This is a genomic window from Rhodococcus sp. FG69 (assembly GCF_057808915.1).
In genome coordinates this window covers 1-20,999 of record NZ_JBMDIX010000052.1, presented here as the reverse complement: position 1 = coordinate 20,999, position 20,999 = coordinate 1, and the positions used below count along the sequence as shown (strand labels likewise).

Annotated in this window: 15 protein-coding genes; 13 read left to right on the top strand and 2 right to left on the bottom strand. The window is 64.4% G+C overall.

Annotation, left to right across the window (positions count from 1 at the left end; translation table 11 throughout):
• Nucleotides 1-30: 30 nt before the first annotated feature.
• Nucleotides 31-1,065: a DUF2189 domain-containing protein gene (locus ACODSO_RS26855; RefSeq protein WP_489039695.1), complete on the bottom strand. Its 1,035-nt coding sequence runs from the start codon at nt 1,063-1,065 to the stop codon at nt 31-33.
• 183 nt (nt 1,066-1,248) lie between these two features.
• Nucleotides 1,249-2,142 (bottom strand): DUF2189 domain-containing protein, encoded by an 894-nt coding sequence (locus tag ACODSO_RS26850; protein WP_489039693.1) that lies wholly within the window; start codon nt 2,140-2,142, stop codon nt 1,249-1,251.
• A gap of 204 nt (nt 2,143-2,346) precedes the next feature.
• Here ACODSO_RS26850 and ACODSO_RS26845 point away from each other — a divergent pair, with 204 nt between their 5' ends.
• From ACODSO_RS26845 to aroB, 13 genes are all read left to right on the top strand, one after another.
• A complete protein-coding gene (locus tag ACODSO_RS26845) occupies nt 2,347-5,748 on the top strand; it encodes a transglutaminase family protein (protein WP_068376072.1) in 3,402 nt (1,133 codons plus the stop codon).
• Between the two features lie 118 nt (nt 5,749-5,866).
• Nucleotides 5,867-8,548, top strand: a complete 2,682-nt coding sequence (locus ACODSO_RS26840; protein WP_489039691.1) for a circularly permuted type 2 ATP-grasp protein — start codon at nt 5,867-5,869, stop codon at nt 8,546-8,548.
• On the top strand, nt 8,545-9,441 hold the full coding sequence (locus ACODSO_RS26835; protein ID WP_489039689.1) for a transglutaminase family protein: 897 nt from the start codon (nt 8,545-8,547) through the stop codon (nt 9,439-9,441). The genes ACODSO_RS26840 and ACODSO_RS26835 overlap by 4 nt, the downstream gene beginning before the upstream one ends.
• A 123-nt stretch (nt 9,442-9,564) precedes the next feature.
• A complete protein-coding gene (locus ACODSO_RS26830) occupies nt 9,565-10,725 on the top strand; it encodes a BUD32 family EKC/KEOPS complex subunit (protein ID WP_489039687.1) in 1,161 nt (386 codons plus the stop codon).
• Nucleotides 10,726-10,729: 4 nt separating this feature from the next.
• Nucleotides 10,730-12,130 (top strand): replication-associated recombination protein A, encoded by a 1,401-nt coding sequence (locus ACODSO_RS26825; RefSeq protein ID WP_489039685.1) that lies wholly within the window; start codon nt 10,730-10,732, stop codon nt 12,128-12,130.
• Between the two features lie 64 nt (nt 12,131-12,194).
• A complete protein-coding gene (gene alaS, locus ACODSO_RS26820) occupies nt 12,195-14,864 on the top strand; it encodes an alanine--tRNA ligase (RefSeq protein ID WP_489039683.1) in 2,670 nt (889 codons plus the stop codon).
• Between the two features lie 2 nt (nt 14,865-14,866).
• Complete coding sequence (gene ruvX, locus ACODSO_RS26815; protein WP_489039681.1) at nt 14,867-15,442, top strand: Holliday junction resolvase RuvX; 576 nt, start codon at nt 14,867-14,869, stop codon at nt 15,440-15,442.
• A complete protein-coding gene (locus ACODSO_RS26810; protein ID WP_068376085.1) occupies nt 15,439-16,749 on the top strand; it encodes an endolytic transglycosylase MltG in 1,311 nt (436 codons plus the stop codon). The genes ruvX and ACODSO_RS26810 overlap by 4 nt, the downstream gene beginning before the upstream one ends.
• 3 nt (nt 16,750-16,752) lie before the next feature.
• A complete protein-coding gene (locus ACODSO_RS26805) occupies nt 16,753-17,562 on the top strand; it encodes a shikimate dehydrogenase (RefSeq protein ID WP_068376087.1) in 810 nt (269 codons plus the stop codon).
• A gap of 92 nt (nt 17,563-17,654) precedes the next feature.
• A complete protein-coding gene (locus tag ACODSO_RS26800) occupies nt 17,655-18,107 on the top strand; it encodes a prepilin peptidase (RefSeq protein WP_231912571.1) in 453 nt (150 codons plus the stop codon).
• Nucleotides 18,108-18,119: 12 nt separating this feature from the next.
• Nucleotides 18,120-19,307: a chorismate synthase gene (aroC, locus tag ACODSO_RS26795; RefSeq protein WP_489039678.1), complete on the top strand. Its 1,188-nt coding sequence runs from the start codon at nt 18,120-18,122 to the stop codon at nt 19,305-19,307.
• Nucleotides 19,304-19,840, top strand: a complete 537-nt coding sequence (locus tag ACODSO_RS26790) for a shikimate kinase (protein WP_068376091.1) — start codon at nt 19,304-19,306, stop codon at nt 19,838-19,840. The genes aroC and ACODSO_RS26790 overlap by 4 nt, the downstream gene beginning before the upstream one ends.
• Nucleotides 19,841-19,849: 9 nt before the next feature.
• Nucleotides 19,850-20,962, top strand: a complete 1,113-nt coding sequence (gene aroB, locus ACODSO_RS26785; protein WP_489039676.1) for a 3-dehydroquinate synthase — start codon at nt 19,850-19,852, stop codon at nt 20,960-20,962.
• The last annotated feature ends 37 nt before the right edge of the window (nt 20,963-20,999 follow it).

The window sequence follows — 20,999 nt, the reverse complement described above, 5'->3', positions numbered from 1 at the left end:
TGACGTGTGTCGAGTGGCCAGTTCAGCGAATCAGGTTGCAGGTGAAACGGGTCCGCCGGTCAGAACGCGGTACGCGTAGGTGGTGGCGATCATGGTCATCGGCACGGTGAAGATGAGCCCGATGCCGCACAGGACCGCGCCGACCAGATTGATTCCGACCAGCGCCAGATAGAGCAGTGCCAATTGTCCTGGGCTCGATCCGAGAAGCCGAATGTTCGCGACGACCGATGTCAACGCCGACATTCCGCGATCGAGGATGAACTGCACGGCGAACCAAATCGCGATGCCCAACAGCAGGCTGAATGCCAAGGATACGAACGGGTCGACGGTGTTGACCACGCCTGAGATCACCGCGGTGGCGATCCCGAACAAGACCAGCTGACCGACATTGGGAAGCCGCCAGAACGCCCCGAAACCGGGCCGGACTCCGTCGAGCTCGAGCAGCGCCCCACGGATGAGAACTGCACTGGCCAGAAATCCGAGAATGCCTGCGATCGAGGTCATCACCATGGTGCCGACCGAAAAACCGGTGCCGTCGGCGGCCGATGCGAACGCCGAATCCTCGGTGCTTTCGGCAGCCAGCATGGTGGTGAACACCACTGCCACCGCGACGATGTAGAAGGCGACCAGCAGTCCTCCGAACAACGCCATGAACGCCAGCCATACGCCGATGTTGGCGACGAACTTCTTCCACCCGTAGGTCAACGCAGCGCCCACACTGAGCGTCGCAGGCTGATTCCCGTACTGCTGGGACCCGTACTGCTGGGGTCCCGGCGGGAACTGGTTGTATCCCTGCGGATAGCTCGGGTAACCGCCCTGTGGTGGGTAGTTGCCGGGCGGTGGTGGGTAGTTGCCGGGCGGTGGTGGGTAGTTGCCGGGCGGCGGTGGGTAGTTGCCGGGCGGCGGTGGATAACCGCCCTGTTGGTACGGGTACTCCGCTGGTGGTCCGTACGGCCCCTGAGGCGGACCTGCGCCCGGCGCAGGTGGATTCGGCTCAGGTCGATGTTCGGGTGAGTTCTGCTGTGGGTCGTGGCCACTGCCCCCGCTGGAGTGGTCGTTCAACATTTCCCTCTCGCTCGGATCGGTCGCGCGACTCTCGGTACTGCGTTCGCGCCAACGAACCATACGGTGTGAGGCTGCGGTTGGCATACCGGCTGGTCTGGTCTTGGGCATTTGGGGGCATACGACAACGAAAGCCGACCCCGGATCGGCGATGATCGCGGGGTCGGCTGTTGTGGCTTCGTGAAATCAGACGCCGGCTGCGCGCGACACGATGCGGTAGGCGTACGTCGAGGCGATGATCGTGATGGGAATCGTCACGAGTAACCCGAGGCCGCACGGGATCGCTCCCAGGATGTTGATGCCCACGAGTGCGAGGGCAAGAACGAACAACGGACCCGCGTTCGACGATATCGCCCGAAAGCTGGACTTGATCGCTGTGATCGCGTCCTCATTGCGGTCGATGACGAATTGAAGCGTCCACCAGGTCAGGAACGTCAGAATGATGCCGGGGATGATCAGGAGCACGAAACCGATCGTCACCATGATCGCGACGAGGATGCTGGCGATGACGATCGACGCGACGTTCGCGAACTGGAAAAAGGACCCGATTGCGGGCTTGTTTCCATCGACCTCGTGGAGCGCGCCCCGAATCAGCGCAGCGTTGATGAGGTAGCCGACGATGGCACCGATCAACGTGCCGAGGATTCGCCACAGGCTGAACGTCTCGGACAGGTCCGAAGTCGAACCCCCGAAGCCGCCGAATATCAGGTTGATGACGATCTGAATCACCGCGGCGATCAGGACGATGCCGACCCAGACACCAGCGTTGTCCTTGAATTTGTTCCAACCGAAGGTGATTGCGTCTCCGACACTCAGCGTCGGCGGAAGGCCTGCCCCGAACCCTGCACCCCCGTAACCCGCAGGACCGTAATTACCACCTTGCGGTGGGTAGTTCCCGGGAGGTGGTGGGTAGTTGCCGCCCTGGGGTGGGTAGTTCCCAGGAGGAGGTGTTCCTCCGGGTGGCGGGTAACCACCGGGTGGCGGGTATCCGCCGGCTGGCGGGGGAGTCTGCGGCTGTCCGCTTGGGTCGGGTTCGGGTCCATCGCCGTACCGCGGTCCGGTGGGTGGTTGCTCGCTCACGAAATTCCCCTTGGCTGGAAAGTTGACGTGCTTTGGTCAATTTGTCGATTTCTCGCTGAGCGAACCGCACCGGGAAGAGTGTGTCAAGCGCTACACGGCTCACATCGGTGCACGTTTCGGACACATTTCTCGCCGAGCGGTAGCGGCAGGTGGCCTCTAAGGTTGGTAGTTCTTACCCATTCGAGATTTTGTTAGGGGCTCGCCGTGGGCATCAAGGTCGCGCTGGAACACCGGACCAGCTATTCGTTCGATCGCATGGTTCAGGTATATCCGCATGAGATCCGTTTGCGGCCGGCACCGCATTCGCGGACACCCATCGACGCTTACTCGTTGAAAATCGAGCCTGCTGAGCACTTCATCAACTGGCAGCAGGACGTTTTCGGCAACTTCCTGGCGCGTGTGGTGTTCCCGGAACGTACGGATCACATGTCCATCACCGTCGGTCTCGTAGCAGACATGGCCGTCATCAATCCCTTGGATTTCTTCGTCGAGGACTGGGCCGAACACTTCGGTTTCGCGTACGAGAAGGCCGACCTTCCGGATCTGGAGCCGTATCTGCGTCCGGTGGACGAAGGCGACGAGGGCACCGGGCCGGGGCCGGTCGTATCCGCGTGGGTCGAAAAACTCGAGGCTGCAGTCCGGGAACGCGGAGACAAGCTGCGCACCATCGACTTTCTGGTCATGGCGAATCAGGCCGTACTGGGTGACGTCGGTTACTCCGTTCGGATGGAGCCCGGTGTTCAGACCCCTGATCACACCTTGACGACCGCCGTCGGATCCTGCCGCGACTCGGCCTGGCTGCTGGTGTCGATACTGCGGCAAATGGGGCTTGCCGCGCGATTCGTGTCCGGCTATCTGGTGCAGTTGGCGTCGGATGTCAAGTCGCTCGACGGACCGTCGGGACCCGCTGCCGACTTCACCGATCTGCATGCCTGGACCGAGGTGTATCTCCCGGGAGCGGGTTGGGTCGGCATGGATCCGACGTCCGGTTTGTTCGCCGGTGAAGGCCACATCCCGCTGTCGGCGACTCCGCATCCGTCCACGGCGGCAGCCATTTCCGGTGCGACGAGCAAGTGCAAGGCCGAGCTCGACTTTTCCAACACGGTCGTGCGGGTCCACGAGGACCCCAGGACAACGCTTCCGTACACACAGGAGCAGTGGGAGGCGATCAAGGCCACAGCCGCCGTTCTCGACGATCGAATGGACGCGCAGGACATCCGATTGACGGTCGGCGGTGAGCCGACCTTCGTTGCGATCGAGAACCAGGACGCACCCGAGTGGAACACCACGGCCGACGGCCCGCACAAGCGGCTGCTGGCGTCGGCACTTGCGGAGCGACTGCGAACGATCTACGCACCCGACGGGCTCGTTCAACGCAGCCAAGGCAAGTGGTATCCGGGTGAGCCGCTGCCGCGGTGGCAGGTCGGATTGTTCTGGCGCACCGACGGCGAATCACTGTGGCGCGACTCGGATCTGATCGCCGATCCCTGGTTGGCAGAGGACGAGCGACCCGCCGCCGTCGATCCCTCGTCGTCCCGCGCTCTGGTGGAGAAGTTGGTCGAAGGGCTCGGTCTCCCGGTAGAACAGGCGCGGCCGGCATTCGAGGATCCACTGGTACGTCTCCTCGATCTCGTTCGGCAACCGTACGGTGACCCACCTTCCGACGGTGACGACCTCGAACCGGGATCGGACTCGGCGGAAGCGCGGGCGGCGCTGTTGGCCAAACTCGACTCCACGACCGACGAACCGGCGGCGTTCGTGCTTCCGATCAGTCGAACGCCGGACGGCAGTGGTTGGCAGAGCGCCGACTGGACGCTCCGTCGTGGTCGAATCGTTCTGCTGGAAGGAGACTCGCCTGCAGGTCTTCGGCTACCACTGAACGCGATCTCCTGGACGGGTGGTCCGCCGGAGAACCCGGCAGATCCGACCGCGCCGAAGGAACCTCTGCCGAACCGGCAGATGACGCAGCGGCCGCCACGGCCGGTGGATCCCGTGGAGGCGCGTCACGCACGTCTGGTCGAATCCAATGCCGCTGCAGCAGGATCGGTCGGCGGACACGACGTCACGGCCCTCGTGTCCGAGGTCCGTGACGGAATACTCCATGTGTTCATGCCGCCGATGAACCGTCTGGAAGACTTCCTCGAACTGGTAGAGCGCGTCGAGAACGCTGCCTCGGCGATCGACACTCCAGTTGTCATCGAAGGGTATGGACCGCCATCGGATCCGCGAATCCAGACCCTGACCGTCACACCGGATCCGGGTGTCATCGAAGTCAACGTGCAACCGTCGTCGTCGTGGGCCGAGCAGAACGACCTGATGGAGACTCTGTATCGCGAGGCCCGGCTGTCACGATTGAGCACCGAGGGCTTCGACAACGACGGCACGACTCGGGGAACCGGTGGTGGCAACCACATCACGCTCGGCGGTATCACGCCGTCCGATTCGCCCGTCCTCCGTCGCCCGGACCTGCTCGTGTCGTTGCTGACGCACTGGCAGAGACACCCATCGCTGTCGTACCTTTTCTCGGGTCGCTTCATCGGCACCACCTCCCAGGCACCCCGAGCCGACGAGGGACGCGAAGAGGCTCTTTACGAGCTCGAGGTCGCGTTCAGCGAGATCGAGCGCCTCACCGCGTCGGACCGTACGGCGTCGCCGTGGGTGGTGGATCGAGCTTTGCGTCACCTGCTCACCGACATCACCGGAAACACCCACCGCGCCGAATTCTGCGTCGACAAGCTCTACAGTCCCGACAGCACGCGCGGCAGACTCGGATTGCTCGAACTCCGAGGATTCGAGATGCCACCGCACCACCAGATGGCCATGGTGCAGTCGCTTCTCGTTCGATCGCTGGTGTCGAGGTTCTGGGACACCCCGCTGAAGGCGCCTTTGATCCGCCACGGTGCCAACCTGCACGGCCGGTACATGTTGCCGCACTTCGTCATAGGCGACATCGGCCGGGTCGCGGAGGATCTTCGCGAGCACGGCATCGAGTTCGACACCAGCTGGCTGGACCCGTTCACCGAGTTCCGGTTTCCACGAATCGGCACCAGCGTGATCGGCGACGCCGAGCTCGAGCTGCGCGGCGCCATCGAGCCGTGGAACACGCTCGGTGAGGAATCCACGTCCTCGGGAACTGCACGCTACGTCGACTCGTCCGTGGAGCGAATTCAGGTGAAGATCGCCGGTGCGGATGAGGGGCGCTACCTGGTGACTTGTAACGGTGTGCCCGTGCCCATGCTTCGGACCGATCGTCAGGACGTCCAGGTGGCAGGTGTCAGATACCGCGCCTGGCAGCCGCCGAGCGCGTTGCATCCGACCATCGAAGTCCAATCACCGCTTCGATTCGACCTCATAGAGAAGCAGACCGGTCGCGCCGTCGGAGGCTGCAGCTACCATGTGGTTCACCCTGGCGGCAGGTCCTACGACGGTCCTCCCGTGAATTCGGTGGAGGCCGAAGCGCGCCGCAACGGTCGGTTCGAGGAGGGTGGGTTCACCTCCGGCAAAGTGGACGTAGCAAGATTGCTCGAGATGCATGCTCGACAATCGATCGACGTCACGGCTCCCGGAATGTTGGACCTTCGGCGCACGGGTGTGTACGCCAGGTAGTGGTGGCGCGATCGAACAACGAGTCGGACACGGTGACGACCACCGGCTACTTCCGTGAAACCACCGTTCGGTGACCGGTAGCAGTCGTCAGTCGCCCGACGGAAGGAATGACGACTCGATGGTGCCCGTGGATGCGATGGACTACGGCACGGCCGCCGGGGGAGGTGACTCCGTGACGTCTCAGCAGAGGCCCGTGGATGCGCTTGCCTCGTATCGCAATCGAACTGGGGCCCTCCCCGGTGGCGGCCGCCGTCACGACGAGCTGCTCGCCGCCGACGGTTCCGTCCGCCCGCACTGGGCGGAGCTGGTCGCCGGCCTCGAAAAGTCGGGGCGAGGCGGCGAGCGTGCTCTGCAGTCGCGAGTACGCGGCCTCGTCGATGATCACGGAATTACCTACAACCCGATCCCGGCAGACGGCTCGGACAGTGTCCCCGCCCCGGTGCGGTGGGGCCTCGATGGGATTCCACTGGTTCTCGGTGCCGACGATTGGGACGCTCTCGAACCAGGTCTCGTGCAACGTTCCAGGCTGCTGGACGCCCTGCTGACAGACCTGTACGGGCCGATGAACACTGTTGCGAAAGGCTTGATCCCGCCGGCTCTGGTGTTCGGCGATCCCGGTTACATCCGTGAGGCGCACGGCATCACCATTCCTGGGCCGCGGCAGCTGTTCATCCATGCTGCCGACGTGGGTCGAGGTGCCGACGGTCGTTTTCGCGTCGTCGCGGACCGGACTCAGGCACCATCGGGTATCGGATATGCCCTCGCGGATCGACGGGTGATGTCGCGAGCAACTCCGGAGCTGTTCCAGGACACCAACCCGCGGCCACTGTCGACGTTCGCACGCGCAGTGCGACTGGCACTGATCGATGCGGCTCCGGCTGCGGCCGAGGATCCTGTCGTTGTCGTGCTCAGCCCTGGATCTCACTCCGAGACCGCCTTCGATCAGGCCTACCTTGCGACCGTTCTCGGCTTTCCCCTCGTGGAGAACGCAGATCTGGTCGTTCGCGACGGCTGCCTGTGGATGCGATCGCTCGGCAAGCTTCGTCGTGTGGACGTCGTTCTCCGTCGAGTCGACGCCGAATTCACCGATCCACTCGACCTGCGACCGGACTCCAGGTTGGGGGTCGTAGGTCTGGTGGAGGTTCTGCGACGCGGCGCGGTCAGCGTGGTCAACACCCTCGGCAGCGGAGTCCTCGAAAGCCCTGCGCTTCCGCCGCTGCTACCGGCGCTGTGTCGGGCGCTTCTCGACGAGGATCTGCTTCTGGAATCGACACCTGCGACCTGGGGTGGGGAACCGCACGGGGTGTCTCGGCTGGTTTCGCGAATGAGATCACTCGTGTTCCGATCGGTCACCACTCGCGAGACCGTTGTGGGACACGACCTGGACAACGCAGCTGCGGACGCGTTTGCCGGACGTCTTCGAGCGCAACCGTGGACGTGGGTCGGACAGGAGGTGCCCGAGTTCTCCGTCGCACCGGCGGGGTCTGGATTCGGCGGCACCATGGGTGCTGCCGAGGTGGGAATCAGGCTGTTCAGCGTCGCTCAGCGCGCGGGATACATGCCGATGAACGGTGGGCTGGGGCAGGTGCTCGTCACATCACCGGTTGCCGAGCCGTTGATCACGGTCGCGTCGAAAGACGTGTGGGTACGTTCGGCGGAACGGGTTACTCCTGCGGATTCGGCTCCGCATACGCCGCCTGCATCCGCCGAGGAGCTGCCGCACTACGCGGCGGCGTCGAACGTCGACGTGGTCAGTTCTCCTCGTGTACTCGGAGACCTGTTCTGGTTCGGTCGCTACAGCGAACGTGCCGAGGACATGACTCGTCTTCTCATCGCCGCGCGCGAGCGACACCAGGACTACCGTTCTATGCCGTGGCTCGACGGCAGCGACAGTCTCCCGATTCTCCTCGAGGCCGTGACTCGCGTCTCGGGCGCGGGACCGGGGTTCCTGGTCGAGGACACCAGGGCCGATGCGGTGACCGAGTTCCGATCGCTGACACTCTCGATAGACCGCCTCGGATCGGTTGCGCAGTCCGTGGATCGACTTCAACAGGCTGCCCGGGGCGTTCGCGACCAGCTCTCCAACGACACCTGGGCAGTTCTGAGCCGTATCGATACTGCGTTGGACGAATTGTCGGGCTCCAGTGCCGCCGACGGCGCGCAACTCGCCGCGACTCAGTCGGCCGTGCTGCGAGGACTTCTGTCGCTGTCCGGTCTCGCGGCGGAATCGATGGTGCGCGACCCAGGGTGGTATCTGATGGACTGCGGCAGGCGGATCGAGCGAGGTCTGCAACTGACCGCGCTGCTGTCGGCAACGCTCAGCCACGCGCTGACACCGTCGACCGAACAGGCAGTCATCGATTCGGTGCTGTCGGCCGCCGAGTCATCGGTCATCTACCGTCGCCGCAACCGCGGTCGGGCCCGGCCTGCAGCAGTCGCCCAACTGCTGCTGTTCGACGAGGGCAACCCGCGCTCACTCGTCTATCAGCTCACCCGCATCAAGGACGATCTCGGTGCACTGCCCGATGCGTCGGGAACCTCCCGCGGTGAGAAACTCGTCGAGCAGATCGCAGTTCGGCTGCGGCGCGTCGACCCAGGTGACCTGGAATCGGTCGACGCCTCCGGCAGGCGCGTCGAACTGATCGAACTGGTCGACGGTATTCACCGACAACTCGAGGAGCTCTCCCGCGTCGTTCTCGCCACGCATATGGTCCTGCCAGGCGGTACACAACCACTGTGGGGCACGGTCGGCAGGCGGCAGAAGCAACGTAACGGGACGCAGAACGGTGGCCGGGCATGAGCAGGCGCTATCGCATTCGGCACATCACCACCTACACCTACTCGGATCGAGTGACCTCGTCCTACGGCCGCGGGTTCCTCGCGCCGCGCGAGTTCGACGGCCAGCGATGCCTCGACAAGTCGGTGGATGTCGAACCGGCACCGACCGATCAGTCCTTCGGGGTGGACGTCTACGGCAACGAGGACGTCTATTTCCATGTCAACACAGACCACGAGAAGCTCGTCGTCACCGCGGACTCGGTCGTCGAAGTCGATGCACCGAACGAGGCAGATCGACTCCTGGGCGCCAACACACCGTGGGAAGTGGCAAGACCGCAGGCGCCGGGTGACTACACAGCCAACGGTAGCCGGGCGGCAGCGGTCGAATTCGTTCTCGATCTCGTCTCACCCGAGATCACCGACGCAGTCGTCGACTACGCCGCCGCCAGTTTCGCACCGGGTCGTCCGCTGCGGGATGTCGTCGTGGATTTGACGCATCGCATCTTCACGGACTTCACCTATCAGTCGGGGTCGACGACCGTCTCGACCAAGGTGGACGACGTGCTGGAAGCCCGATCGGGAGTGTGTCAGGACTTCGCGCGGCTGGCGATCGCGTGCTTACGGTCGAAGGGACTGGCAGCGCGGTACGTCTCCGGCTACCTCGCGACCGAACCACCCCCGGGCAAGGAAAGAATGATCGGCGTCGACGCCACCCACGCGTGGGCCGCGGTGTGGACCCCCGAGGACAAGTGGCTCGCGTTCGACCCGACCAACGACCAACTCGTCGACGAGCGCTACGCGACGGTGGCCTGGGGTCGCGACTACGCCGATGTGCCGCCGCTGCGTGGCGTCATCTACACCGAGGCGGAGGAGAGCACTATTTCGGTGTCCGTGGATGTAGCGCCGATCTCATGATGTGTGTCGGGAGGTAGTCCCCACCGCCGTGACGAAATCGGTATCTACGTTTCCCCAGTTCGGTCCGAAAATGGTGGGTGACACCGCCCAGTCCGTCGTACCTACCGGGTACCTTGGAGTCCGATGACCGCAACATTGGCAGACCCTGTCTCAGAGGTAGTAGCCGCCGCTCAGCTGCTACTCACCAGGCGAACCGGCGCACCCGTCACGTTGGTTGATCCCGTCGACCTCGGAGGAAGTGGCCAGGCAACCGTTCTCCGTGTCCGCGTGTCGGAAAATCCGTTCCAGCTTCCGCGGACCCTGGTGATCAAGCAGGTACGCGACGCAACCGACGAGTCGGCGCCGGGTGCCGAGATCGGCGGTCCGTCCGCGTTTCTTCGAGAGGCTGCGTCCTACCAGTTCGCCAACGCACTGGCCACCGACAGCAGGCCAGGACCGGAATTGCTTGCCTACGATCTCAAAGCCCGATTGCTCGTTCTCAGCGACCTGGGTGATGCGAGTCCGATCACCGCGTTGCTGAAACACTCGGATGCGGCGTCGGTGACCAATTCGTTGATGGCGATGGCGCAGGCGCTCGGGCGAATGCACGCCGCGACGGTCGGCCGAGAAGACGATTTCGCGGCGCTGTTGCGCCGGGTGGGCCTCCCCGATTCGGCCGACGGAATTTCGGCGCAGATCCCCGACGCGCTGGCAGTGGTGCCTCGGATGCTTGCGGACGACCTCGGCGTCGACCACATGCCCGATGCGTTGCTCGAACGCGTCGCGCGCAGCGGGAGACTGTTTGCGCACGGCGCATTCCGCGCGTTCAGCCCATCGGATCTGTGCCCGGACAACATCATCGTCAACGAAGAGGGCGTGAGATTCCTCGACTACGAGTGGGGCGGGTTCCGGGACGCCACCCTGGACATCACCTACGCCCTCGCTTCGTTCCCCGGATGTCTGTGTCATTTCGACCTGTCGGCCGCTCGCGCCCAAGCGATGATCGACGCGTGGCGTTCCGAAGTGGTCGGAATCTGGCCGCACCTCGCCGATGACACCGTGCTGGCAACCAAGATATTGGACGCCCAGCTGATCTGGGTGTGGCTCACCACGTACTGGTTCCTGCCGAACAATCACACACGCATCGCTGCGGCACGTGCCCATCACCTGTCCGTTCCGCGTTCGGATGCACTCATCTCGAGGTGGACCGTTCTGGTAGATCAAGCCACGCGAACCGGGGATTCCGACGTCGCGGCATTCGCGGCGCGCGTCGTGCTGGCCCTGGAGAAGAAATGGGAACACTGACCCTGTGAGCAGAGGTTTCGGAGCCGGATTCGACGAAGACGCAGACGAGCACGGCCTGTTCGACGCTCCCGACAACACGACCGACGATTCGACCGACAGTGACGGACCAGCGGCACATTCGCGTCCGTATGTTCGCCCGGAAGCCCCGTTGGCGGTGCGGATGCGTCCGACGACGCTCGACGAGGTCGTCGGGCAGAGTCATCTATTGGCACCTGGTGCACCACTTCGACGGCTCGTGGACGGTTCGGGTGCGTCCTCGGTGATGCTCTACGGCCCTCCTGGAACCGGCAAGACGACGTTGGCATCGCTGATCTCCGGGGCCACCGGACGCAAGTTCGAAGCGCTCTCGGCGCTGTCGGCCGGGGTGAAGGAGGTGCGAGGTGTCATCGATCTGGCTCGTCGACGCCTCACCGCAGGCGAGCAGACCGTGCTGTTCATCGACGAAGTGCACCGTTTCTCCAAGACACAGCAGGATGCGCTACTTGCCGCGGTAGAGAACCGGATCGTTCTTCTGGTCGCAGCGACCACCGAAAACCCGTCGTTCTCGGTGGTCTCACCGCTGCTGTCTCGTTCGCTCGTGTTGCAGCTGCAGCCCCTGAGCTCCGCGGACATCGAAGTTCTGCTCACCCGCGCGGCCAACGATCCTCGGGGCCTGGACGGTGCGGTGTCGATCGCCGAGGATGCGATGGAACATCTGGTGCGGCTCGCTGCCGGAGATGCCCGACGCGCACTGACCGCACTGGAAGCCGCCGCCGGAGCGGCAACCGGACCGACACTCGACTTGGCGACGGTCGAAGCGAGTGTCGACAAAGCAGCGGTCCGCTACGACCGCGACGGCGACCAGCACTACGACGTGATCAGTGCGTTCATCAAGTCGATCCGCGGCTCCGACGTCGACGCCGCATTGCACTACCTGGCGCGCATGATCACAGCGGGCGAGGACCCTCGTTTCATCGCCAGGCGGCTCGTTGTGCACGCCAGCGAAGACGTCGGCATGGCAGATCCCACAGCACTGCAGACCGCGACCGCAGCGGCGACCGCAGTTCAGATGATCGGTATGCCCGAAGCTCGGCTGGCACTGGCGCAGGCGACCATTCACCTGGCGACGGCGCCCAAATCCGGAGCCGTCATCGCTGCTCTCGGTGCAGCCATGGCCGACGTGTCCGCGGGAAAGTCAGGTGCAGTCCCACCGCACCTGCGCGACGGTCACTACAAGGGAGCCGAAGGTCTCGGCAATGCTGTCGGATACAAGTACCCTCACAACGATCCAGGTGGGGTGCTGAGGCAGCAGTATCCACCCGACGAACTCATCGGCGTCGACTACTACGTGCCGACCGATCACGGCGTCGAACGCGAGATCGGCCCCAGAGTGGGCAAGCTCCGTCGAATCGTCCGGGGTAGCTGAGCGTGGATCGCCGCCGTTCGTGGGGACTGCACGAGGCGTAGCCGGCGCGCGTTAACCTGTACCAGTGCAGACCCATGACATCCGCAGGCGTTTCCTCGACCACTTCGTGAAAGCTGGGCACACCGAAGTACCAAGCGCCTCGTTGGTGCTCGACGACCCGAACCTGCTGTTCGTCAACGCGGGCATGGTGCAGTTCGTTCCGTACTTCCTCGGTCAGCAGACCCCTCCCTTCGCGCGGGCTACCAGCGTTCAGAAGTGTGTCCGCACACTGGATATCGAGAACGTCGGAATCACGACTCGACACAACACCTTCTTCCAGATGGCCGGCAATTTCTCCTTCGGCGACTACTTCAAGCGTGACGCGATCACGCACGCGTGGGCCCTGCTCACCGGAAGCGTCGACGCGGGCGGCTACGGGTTCGATCCGGAGCGGATCTGGGTCACCGCATACCTGGACGACGACGAAGCCATCGAATTGTGGAAGGAAATCGCCGGAATTCCCGACGAGCGTATCCAGCGCCGAGGAATGGCCGACAACTACTGGTCGATGGGGATTCCCGGACCCTGTGGTCCGTGTTCGGAGATCTACTACGACCGCGGACCCGAGTTCGGCGTCGATGGCGGCCCCGAGGCCGACGAGGACCGGTATATCGAAATCTGGAACCTCGTCTTCATGCAGAACGAGCGTGGCCAGGGAATCAGCAAGGACGACTTCGAGATTCTGGGGCCGCTTCCGAAGCAGAACATCGACACCGGCATGGGCGTCGAACGTGTCGCATTCTTGCTTCAGGGTGTCGACAACGTCTACGAGACCGACCTGGTGCGGCCGGTCATCGCCAAGGCCGAAGAACTGAGCGGCCGGCGCTACGGCACCGACCACGACGACGACGTTCGATTCCGTGTCATCGCCGACCATGCACGAACAGCTGCGTTGCTGATCTCCGACGGTGTGAACCCCGGCAACGATGGTCGAGGCTACGTCCTGCGCCGACTTCTCCGCCGCATCGTCCGATCGGCACGACTACTCGGTGCGCCCGATCAGGTCATGGCTCAGCTGATCACCGTCGTCCGCGACACGATGGCCGAGTCCTACCCCGAGTTGGTGGCGGGATTCGATCGCATACTCAACGTGTCCGTCGGTGAGGAAGCTGCCTTCCTCAAGACGCTGACGTCAGGATCGAAGTTGTTCGACACGACGGCCGAGACTGTCAAGTCCGCCGGCGGCCGGACTATCCGTGGCGCAGACGCTTTCGCGCTGCACGACACCTACGGCTTCCCGATCGATCTGACGCTCGAGATGGCATCCGAAGCGGGACTGACCGTCGACGAAGCCGGTTTCCGCGCGTTGATGGCGGAGCAACGCCAGCGCGCGAAGGACGATGCGCGCAGCCGCAAACACGCTCATACCGATCTGTCGGTGTACAAGGACTTCGTCGATCGCGGTGCGACCGAGTTCACCGGTTTCGAGGAACTGTCCTCCGAGGCCACCGTTCTCGCGTTGATCTCCGGCGGCGTCCGCGTCCCGACGGCAACTGCGGGGGAGTCCGTGGAGGTCATCCTCGACCGGAGCCCGCTGTATGCGGAGTCGGGTGGCCAGATCGCCGACATCGGATCGATCACGGCACCTGGTTTGGCAGTGAAGGTGAACGACGTCCAGAAGATCGCGAAGAAGGTCTGGACGCACAAGGTCACCGTCGAGTCGGGACAGCTCACCGAAGGTGACATCGTGCGGGTCGATGTCGATCCGGCGTGGCGCAAGGGTGCGACCCAGGGACATTCGGGGACCCACATGGTGCATGCCGCACTGCGGCAAGTGCTCGGACCCAACGCTACCCAGGCCGGTTCGCTGAACAAGCCCGGCTACCTGCGCTTCGACTTTTCGTGGCAGGGAGGGTTGTCCGATGCCCAGCGAAATGACATCGAGGCTGTGACGAACGACGCCATCGGCGCCGACTATGCAGTCAACACGTCCGTCACCGATCTCGACAGCGCGAAGGCGATGGGCGCGATGGCGCTGTTCGGCGAAAACTACGGTGACGAGGTCCGCGTCGTCGAGATCGGTGGACCGTTCTCGATGGAGCTGTGCGGTGGTACGCACGTCGAACATTCCTCGCAGATCGGTCCGGTCACCCTGCTGGGTGAGTCTTCGGTGGGGTCTGGGATTCGGCGTGTGGAGGCATTCGTCGGGCTCGATTCGTACCGCTACCTGGCGAAGGAACGAGCCTTGCTGGCCGGTGTTGCTTCGTCGTTGAAGGTGCCGACCGACGAGGTTCCGGCGCGGATCGAGACTCTCGTGGAGAAGCTTCGGCAAGCGGAGAAGGAGTTGGAGGCCGTGAAGGCGGCATCGGTGTCGGCTTCTGCCGGTGACCTTCTCGGGCGAGCCGAGCGGATCGGCAGTGTTCGTGCTGTCATCGCCACGGCTCCCGACGGAGTGGGTGGAAACGAACTGCGAGGACTCGCCTCCGACCTCCGTGGCCGGATGGGTAACGACCCGGCGGTCGTCGTGTTGTTCGGATCCGTCGACGGCAAGGTTCCGTTCGTGGTGTCCGCCAACACGGCAGCGCAGGACGCGGGTGTGAAGGCAGGCGAACTGGTGGCAAGCTTCGGTCCCGCGATCGGCGGCCGGGGAGGCGGCAAGGGCGACTCCGCACAGGGGTCGGGCTCCAACCCGGACGGGATCGCGGAGGCCATGACCGCGGTGCGGGCCCGTATAGCCGACGCGGCGACAACCTGATCGTGAACGATTCCGCAGATGGACCCGCGATCGGTCGTGCCCCGGATCGGCCAGGCGCCGACGATCCAGGACCTGGCCGGAGGATCGGCATAGACGTCGGAAGCGTCCGAATCGGTGTCGCATCGTCCGACCCCGGTGGAATTCTCGCGACCCCGGTCGAAACGGTCCCGCGCGCCAAAGCGAAGGGTTCCAGGTCTCCGGACGTGCTGCGTGTGGCATCGATCGTCGAGGAATACGACGCTGTCGAGATCGTCGTCGGTCTGCCCCGGACCTTGCGTGGCGAGAGTGGTTCAGCGGTGGACGCCGCTGCGGGTTTCGCCCGCGCTCTCGCCAAGCAGGTGCCGGGTATCCCGATCCGAATGGCTGACGAGAGACTGACCACCGTGACCGCGACGCGAGCGCTTCGAGACAGTGGCGTCCGCGCGAAGTCACAACGTGGAGTCATAGATCAGGCCGCCGCGGTGGCCATCCTTCAAGGGTGGTTGGACGAGCGGTCCTCCCGCCTGGCCGAACAGCAGAACCTCGCAGTACAGCAGAACCTGGAAGCGCAGGGTCACATCCCGGAGGTCGGCGAGTGAACAACAGACAGTACGAGGACGAGGCGCACACCGATCCGATCGGATACCGAACCGGTGAGGGCAGCGAATTCCATCGAGCAGTCCACGGTGCGCAGCCTGAACAAGTCGGTCGTAGCCGGGCGCAGACGCGGCAGGCTCGCGCCGCTGTCAGCCGAAAGAAGCGCGGGCGCGTTCTCGGCGTGGTCCTGGGCCTGATCGTCGTTCTCATCGTCGCCGGGGGAGGCTTCTTCGTGTTCGACAGGCTCTCGGGTGGCCCGGTGGCGCCGGACGATTTCGCGGCGGGGGCACCGGGTGACTCCGTGGTCGTGCGCGTCCATCCGGGTGACACGGCACAGCAGATCGGTGTCGAAGCAGTTGAGAAGGGCGTGGTGGCCAGCGCTGACGCGTTCATGGGGGCGGCTGTCCAGAACGCCGACATAGCGTCGGTACAACCTGGCTACTACCTGTTGCCGAGCAACATTCCGGCCTCGCAGGCAGTCGACACCCTCGTCGACCCGTCAGCGCGAGTGGGCAGCGTCGTCATCTCCGAAGGAAGACAGTTGCACGACGCGCGTGACGTCAACACCGACGCCGTCAAGAAAGGCATCTACACGCTGCTTTCGGAAGCAAGCTGCATCGACACCACCGGAAGCGGAACGCCTACCTGCATCTCCTACGAGGATTTCAACGCGGCCGGAGCAGTGGACGACCCCTCCGCGCTCGGCGTGCCGGACTGGGCAAGTGATCGCGTGCGCGGTGTGCCCGACCGCGATCGACAGCTGGAAGGTTTGATAGCGGCCGGGAGCTGGGACATCGACCCGACCGCGTCTGCGGGCGACATACTCCGACAGCTGGTATCGGAGAGCGCACAGACGTACGAGGACACCGGAATTCTGACTGCGGGCGCGGACTCGGGCCTCGACCCCTACGAGACGCTGGTCGCAGCATCGTTGGTCGAACGAGAGTCTTTGCCCGCTGACTTCAGCAAGGTTGCGCGAGTTATCGTCAATCGTCTCGCCGAGCCCCAGAAGCTCGAATTCGACTCGACGGTCAACTACTCGCTGGACACCACCGAAGTCGCGACGACCGACGCGGATCGCGCCACGGTGACCCCGTGGAACACCTACGCGATGGAGGGGCTTCCTGCGACACCGATCGCCTCTCCCAGCGTTGCCGCAGTCGAGGCAGTCGAAGCTCCGGCAGATGGTGACTGGTTGTACTTCGTGACCATCAACCAGGCGGGCGAGACACTCTTCACACGCAATTACGACGAGCACCTGGCCAACATCGGCAAGGTCGAAGACGGTTTCCTCGAGAGTGGTCGCTGACCGGTGCGTGCAGCAGTACTCGGGAGCCCGATACAGCACTCCAAGTCGCCGCTTCTGCACCGTGCCGCCTACGCAGCTCTCGGGCTGACCGGGTGGACTTACGAGCGCATCGAGTGCACGGCACAGCAGCTTCCCCACCTCGTCAGTGGCCTCGGCCAGGACTGGGTCGGTCTCTCGGTCACGATGCCGGGCAAGGTTGCTGCACTCGAGTTCGCTGACGAACGTACCCAGCGCGCGACTCTGGCGGGTTCGGCGAACACCCTCGTCCGGACGACGCGGGGGTGGCGGGCGGACTGCACCGATGTCGACGGCGTCAGCGGTGCGCTCGTCGAAAATGGAGTCGTCGATCTCTCGGGCAGTGCGGTGACCGTCGTCGGTGCCGGGGGAACGTCGCGCCCGGCGCTGATTGCGCTGGCGGGTCTCGGTGCGGCGTCGGTGACCGTCGTCGCGCGGTCCGTCGAACGAGCACGAGACACACTCGAATGCGCCGAGGCGGTCGGGCTCGCCGCCGAGTTTCTGCAGGTGGACGACCCATCGCTCGCCGACGTCGCTGCACGATCGTCGGTGCTCGTCAGTACGGTGCCTGCAGCCGGTGCGGCACCCTGGGCGAGCGCCCTCGCACACGCACCGATCGTCCTGGACGCGATCTACGACCCGTGGCCGACCCCGCTTGCCGACGCAGTGCATGCCCGCGGCGGCCAGGTCGTCTCCGGGCTCGCGATGCTGCTCAACCAGGCGTTCGGACAGGTGGAACAATTCACTGGGTGCCCGGCGCCGAAGGACCAGATGCGAGCGGCGATCGCTGGTTCGTGACCTGTGTCCACAGGGCAGGACCTATCCACAGGGCAATATCTGACCACTGTTTCCGTCGGTAGCGGTATCGGACGGTGAGTCACGATACGAACGTGGCGTGGACACTGCTCACCGACGGCGATGTGCCGGTCGTGCTCTTGTCGATGTGGTGCGTGTGGCTGAGCTGGATCGACGTCGTGTCACGCCGGCTCCCGAACATGCTGACCGGCATCGGTGCCGTGTGCATTCTCGCCTACTCCTACGTCATCGATGCGTTTGTCGTGGCGCTGTCGGGCGCGGTCCTGCTGTTCTTCTGCTATCTCGCAGTACACCTCTGTCTCCCTACAGCATTCGGTGCGGGCGATGTGAAGCTCGCGTTCACGTTGGGGGGAGTCGCAGCATTGGCGGGCACGGACGCGTGGGTGGCCGCCGCCCTGATTGCACCGCTGCTCACGGGCGTCGTCGGTGTCGCGTGTATGGCAGTCGGACGGGCCAGCGCGACTGTGCCCCACGGACCGTCGATGTGCGCGGCGACCCTGCTGGCATCGGCCGCCGTCCCGACGTGAAAAGATGATCGCGTGCTGCGCTGGATAACTGCCGGAGAATCTCACGGCCCTGCTCTCGTGTCCATCCTCGAAGGAATGGTCGCGGGCGTCGAGGTGACCTCCGAGGACATTGCCACCCAACTCGCCCGTCGACGACTCGGCTATGGCCGAGGCGCGAGGATGAAGTTCGAAGCGGACAAGGTCACCATCACCGGCGGCGTGCGACACGGACTGACGTTGGGCGGGCCCATCGCCATCGAGGTCGGCAATACCGAATGGCCCAAGTGGGAGCAGGTCATGTCGGCCGACCCCGTCGACGACAGTGTGTTGTCGGATCTCGCCCGCAACTCTCCGCTGACGCGTCCGCGACCGGGCCACGCCGACTACTCGGGGATGTTGAAATACGGCTTCGACGACGCCCGCCCGGTGCTCGAGCGGGCAAGCGCGCGTGAGACCGCAGCGCGTGTCGCGATCGGTACCGTGGCGCGCCAGTTCCTCGAGCAAGCGTTCGGTGTCAAAGTCGTGTCCCACGTGATCTCCATCGGTGCCTCCGATCCGTACGTCGGTCCGCCGCCGTCGGGCGATGACCTCGACGCCATCGATGCGAGTCCGGTGCGCGCGTTCGACAAGTCGGCGGAAGAGTCGATGATCGCCGAGATCGAGTCGGCCAAGCGTGACGGCGACACCCTCGGCGGCATCGTCGAAGTCGTCGTGCACGGTCTGCCGGTCGGACTCGGATCGTTCGTCAGTGGCGAGCGCCGTCTCGATTCTCGACTTGCCGCTGCGCTCATGGGAATTCAAGCCATCAAGGGCGTCGAGGTCGGTGACGGGTTCGAGACTGCTCGGCGACGGGGAAGCGCAGCGCACGACGAGATCAAGCCTGGTCCCGACGGAATTCTGCGCTCGACGAACCGCGCAGGCGGACTTGAAGGCGGCATGACCAACGGCGAAGCGCTACGGGTTCGTGCAGCCATGAAGCCCATCTCGACGGTTCCGCGCGCGTTGGCCACCGTGGACATGACGACCGGCGAGGAAGCGGTGGCAATCCACCAGCGCTCGGATGTCTGTGCCGTGCCGGCAGCGGGCGTGGTCGCCGAGACGATGGTGGCGCTCGTGGTGGCGCAGGCGGCATTGGAGAAGTTCGGCGGCGATTCGTTGGCGGAGACGACCAGTAACGTCGATCACTACGTGAAGGGCACAGCCGCCCGACCACCGCGATGACTCCGTACGCGGTGCTGATCGGACCGCCCGGTGCAGGCAAGTCCACCATCGGTCGCAGAGTGGCCGCTGCTCTCGAACTTGAATTGTGCGACACCGATGTGATGATCGAGCGGAGCACCGGGCGTACGATCGCCGACATCTTCTCGCACGACGGTGAACCGGCCTTTCGAAGTATCGAGGAGCAGGTCGTCGCCGAAGCGCTGGCTACCCACACCGGTGTGGTCTCACTGGGCGGCGGATCCATACTGTCCGAGCGAACTCGAGCGCTGTTGGCACCACTGCCGGTCGTCTACCTGGAGATCAGTGTGGCCGAAGGGCTCAGGCGGACGGGCGCCAACTCGTCCCGACCGCTTCTTGCCGGGCCCGATCCTCGAGGCAAGTACCAGCACCTGATGCGGACCCGTCGGCCGTTGTACCGCTCGGTCGCGACGATCCGAGTGCGAACGGACGGTCGCAGTCCGGCACGCGTGGTCGGACAGGTCGTCGCGAAGCTGAAGCACTACCACGAGAAAGCAGGAAGCCCCAATGGATGAGATGAACCGATGACCGATCCAGTACGAGTCATGGTGGAGTCGGCAGCGCCGTACCCGGTGATCATCGGCAGGGGACTGTTGACCGACCTGGTTGCCGAACTCGCGGATGTGCGCACCGTCGCGATCTTCCACCAGCCGCCGCTGGCGGAGACCGCCGAAGCAGTCCGAGAGGCGTTGGCAGCTCAGGGGATCGACGCACATCGCATCGAAATTCCCGACGCCGAAGACGGTAAGGAACTGGCCGTAGCCGGCTTCTGTTGGGAAGTCCTGGGCCGAATCGGTCTGACTCGCTCCGATGCCATCGTGAGCCTGGGTGGCGGCGCTGCGACGGATCTTGCGGGGTTCGTGGCCGCGACCTGGATGCGCGGAGTCAAGATCGTGCACGTACCGACGACCTTGCTCGCGATGGTCGACGCCGCCGTCGGCGGAAAGACCGGCATCAACACCGAGGCAGGCAAGAACCTCGTCGGCTCGTTCCACGAACCGGCAGCAGTTCTGATCGATCTGGCGACGCTGGAGACCGTTCCGCGGAACGAGATCGTCGCGGGGCTCGCCGAGGTCATCAAGACTGGATTCATCGCGGACCCGGTGATACTCGATCTGATCGAAGCAGATCCCGAGGCTGCGCTCGATCCCGCCGGCACGGTTCTGCCGGAGCTGATCCGTCGGTCCGTCGAGGTCAAGGCGCGGGTAGTCGCAGCCGACCTGAAGGAGTCGAACCTTCGCGAGATTCTCAACTACGGGCATACCCTCGGTCACGCCATCGAGCGCCGGGAGCGCTATCGGTGGCGTCACGGAGCTGCCGTGGCGGTCGGACTGGTCTACGCAGCAGAACTCGGCAGACTCGCCGGTCGGCTCGACGACGCTACAGCAGACCGGCACCGCTCGATCCTCGAACTGGTCGGCCTGCCCGTCGGCTACGACGGAGATGCGTTCGGCGACCTGCTGAAGGGAATGCAGACCGACAAGAAGAATCGAGCAGGGATGCTCCGATTCGTCGTCCTCGACGGTCTTGCCAAGCCCGGTCGACTGGAAGGTCCTGACCCGTCGCTTCTCGTTGCCGCATATTCGGCTATCGCCAAGGATGACACGGGTTCCTCGTCAACGGGAATCTTGCTGTAGGAACTCGGTGTGAGTGGACATCCATGCGCCGCATGGA